Source organism: Ferruginibacter sp., assembly GCF_031430955.1.
GTDB lineage: Bacteria > Bacteroidota > Bacteroidia > Chitinophagales > Chitinophagaceae > Ferruginibacter.
The window spans coordinates 1-2,921 of the sequence record NZ_JANPCM010000343.1 but is presented as its reverse complement, the minus strand read 5'-3'; the positions used below and the strand labels follow the sequence as shown (position 1 = coordinate 2,921).

4 protein-coding genes are annotated in these 2,921 nt (G+C 31.9%); 2 read left to right on the top strand and 2 right to left on the bottom strand.

Annotation, left to right across the window (positions count from 1 at the left end; all coding sequences use genetic code 11):
* The first annotated feature begins 161 nt into the window (after positions 1-161).
* Both ACY65O_RS09795 and ACY65O_RS09790 read left to right on the top strand, forming a co-directional pair.
* A complete protein-coding gene (locus ACY65O_RS09795; protein WP_462220673.1) occupies positions 162-482 on the top strand; it encodes a hypothetical protein in 321 nt (106 codons plus the stop codon).
* Positions 483-565: 83 nt separating this feature from the next.
* Entirely contained in the window at positions 566-1,123 is a 558-nt protein-coding gene (locus tag ACY65O_RS09790) for a helix-turn-helix domain-containing protein (RefSeq protein ID WP_462220672.1), read from the top strand.
* A 23-nt stretch (positions 1,124-1,146) separates the two neighbouring features.
* Here the strand turns inward: ACY65O_RS09790 and ACY65O_RS09785 are convergent, their stop codons facing one another.
* Both ACY65O_RS09785 and ACY65O_RS09780 read right to left on the bottom strand, forming a co-directional pair.
* Entirely contained in the window at positions 1,147-1,881 is a 735-nt protein-coding gene (locus ACY65O_RS09785; protein ID WP_462220671.1) for a phosphodiester glycosidase family protein, read from the bottom strand.
* 13 nt (positions 1,882-1,894) lie between these two features.
* On the bottom strand, positions 1,895-2,921 hold a 1,027-nt coding region (locus tag ACY65O_RS09780; protein ID WP_462220670.1), incomplete at its 5' end, for a PAS domain-containing sensor histidine kinase.

The following is a 2,921-nucleotide window of genomic DNA, read 5'->3' as shown; positions in this document are numbered from 1 at the left end:
AAAAAACCGGCAGGCAAAAAAAAGGGCACCTCACAGTTAAATCTTCTTTTTAAATTAATTGATTTAAACGGATTTAATTTTTTCCAAAAACTATATAATAAAAACACGAAATTATATAACAGTTTTATATAACGGCTAAATTAATTTGCAGTTGCTTTATTATGACTATACTCAACAAAGAACAACTGCAAACCTTTATTGAAACCAATAACCTTAAAAGGGTAAACGGGTTAATTGTTTTTGATGCCGAAGTTGTTTTTTATAACAATAACAATGAGCATAAAATTAATTCTTCTGTGCAAATTATTATTTTACCCAATGCTGCAGCCGTATATATTTTCGAGTTTTTTAAAGAAGAATATCAGCAAACTGAAATGTACAGCACCAATGATTATCAATTCAACCTTTCTAATACCAATGTACTGGAAATAAAAAAAGACAATGGCAGCCCCAAGCTTTTAATTTCTTTACTCCAACAATAAAACCCCATTTTAATTTCGGGTTACATTAAAGTTTATATATAATTGCATTACCGTTGTAATTGTACAACCTAATAACAACCTGTATGAAATTATATATCCGCAATATGGCATGCGAAAGCTGTAAAGTATTGGTAAAAGAAGAACTGGAAAAAATAGGTGCCCACCCTTTAAAGGTGGAGCTGGGCGAAGCTGATATCAAAGAAAAACTTTCTGAAAAAAAACTGGGACAATTTGCTGTTGCTATAAAAAAAGCCGGGTTGGAGCTTGTAAAAAGCAAAGAAGGTGTACTGGCCGACCAGATAAAAGCTTTAATTACAGAATATATAGATAATAACAGCCGCATTAAAATTAATTTATCCGATTACCTGAGTAAAAAGCTTAATTACGATTATGCTTATTTATCCAGTTATTTTTCTGCGATGCAGGCCAACACAATTGAACAATACACTATTGCATTAAAAATTGAAAAAGTAAAAGAAATGCTGGTGCTGGAAGATTTAACCCTTACTCAAATTGCCGACAGGCTAAACTACAGCAGTGTATCGCATATTTCAACCCAGTTTAAAAAAGTAACAGGCTTACCAGCATCTCATTTTAAAAAATTAAGAAGCATCAGAAGAAAAACTATACAGGATTTGTAGAGAATTTTTGTGACTAATCCTTTTTATTTGTTTGCAGTTACTCCAATCATTACTCCAAAATCACCATCGGTTTGTATCCAGTTTTGCTCAGGCAAATAAGTTCGGGAAACAAAACCATCCAAATACAAAGCATTTTTACAACCCATATTTTTAAAATAGATTGCAAAATCATAAAAGTTGATTTCATTTTTCGACATGGCGAAAACAATGCTGTTATCAGGCAAAATTCCCACACCGTTTCTAATATTTACATTGGCAGAACCCTTTGTAAATGCATTATGTATTTTCCCATCAATTAACAGCATTGGGCCAGATTGTGCAGCATATTTTATTTTGCCATTGTTAAAAAATTTGCTGGTGGTGCAAATAAAAGGAACGTTATCATCAGTAATATAAAAAACGCCATTGGGCTTAAGGTAAAAATTACCTGTTGCATTTGCTTTGTTTAAAGGAGAAATTATTTTTTTATCTTCTATAAAAAGGCCAAGGGGAGAATTATCCGTTTTATACATTCCTGCATTTGCAGCAAATAATAATTTTTTATTTTTTTTCTCTACCCATAATTTAAGGTTTTCAATACTTTTAAAATTTTCATTAGCATCATTTTTCCAATACAGTTTTAGTTCCTGCTTTTTTATATCAATGATATAAGTTACAAAACGGTCACCGGCATTTTTTTTGTTTTGGGCAAATACAAATTTTTCTGCAAGCGCAAGAAATAAGACAGCCGTTAATATAAAACCAATATTCGTTCGCATAAATACCATTAATTTATACAGGCCAATATTTTTCTACTGTAAAATATATTTTAGTTCCTGCTCCTATTTTGCTTTCAATAGTAAACTGTCCGTTTATAGACGCAGCACGCTCTTGCATATTGATCAATCCCGGGGTTTCTTTTTGCTGATTTACATCAAACCCTTTACCATCATCAAAAATAGTTAGTTGTATTTTATCTTCAACAGCTTTTATATTTATTATTACATTCTCTGCCTTTGCATGAGAGGCGACATTGATAAGGGATTCCTGGCAAACCCTGAAAAAATCTATTCTCGTTTCAGGTGTTAAATTTTCTTCATCATATTCACTTGTAAAACTGCAGGATACACCATTCAAAAGAGAAAATTCATTACAAAGCCATTCCAGTGTGGCGTTTAATCCTAATTCATCAATCAAAGCCGGACTAATTGAAAAAGAAATTCTTTGAATTGCTTTGATCAGCATTTTGGAAACAGCCACAGCATTTTCAATCCGTAAATTTAATGCTTCTGGTAAATGGGGCATATTAACAGCTATCCATTCTACATCCATTTTTATTGCAACAACAAGCTGGGCAAGTTCTTCATGTAATTCGTAGGCTATATATTTTTTATCTTTTTCAACCCTTTTTTTAAAATTTGCAGCTATGTTTTTAAGTTTTACATATTTTTCCTCTGCTTCTTTTTCAATTACTTTTCGTTCTGTAACATCTTTTGCAATAGCAAAAACTATTTCTTTATCAGGTGAATAAATCGAGGTCCATTCAAGCCAAATAATCTCACCTTTTTTTGTTACATAACGGTTTACAAAATTGCGTAACGTGTTACCACTAAGTAAACCAACCCTGTTTTTTTGTGTAAAATCCCTGTCTTCTGGATATATAAATGATGCAACTGGCTGTGCAAATAATTCTTCTTTTGTAAAACCCAATTTATCAATAACAGCCTGGTTAATTTTTTTAAAGAACCCGTCTTTTCCTGCAATGCAAACAAGATCCGGTGTCATTTCAAAAAAAGCGGATAATTCAAATTCGGAGCTC

Excerpts from the sequence above, each read along its gene's own strand:
- ACY65O_RS09790 (WP_462220672.1), top strand. The coding sequence starts at position 566 with ATGAAATTATATATCCGCAATATGGCATGCGAAAGCTGTAAAGTATTG.
- ACY65O_RS09795 (WP_462220673.1), top strand. The coding sequence starts at position 162 with ATGACTATACTCAACAAAGAACAACTGCAAACCTTTATTGAAACCAAT.
- ACY65O_RS09785 (WP_462220671.1), bottom strand. The coding sequence starts at position 1,881 with ATGCGAACGAATATTGGTTTTATATTAACGGCTGTCTTATTTCTTGCG.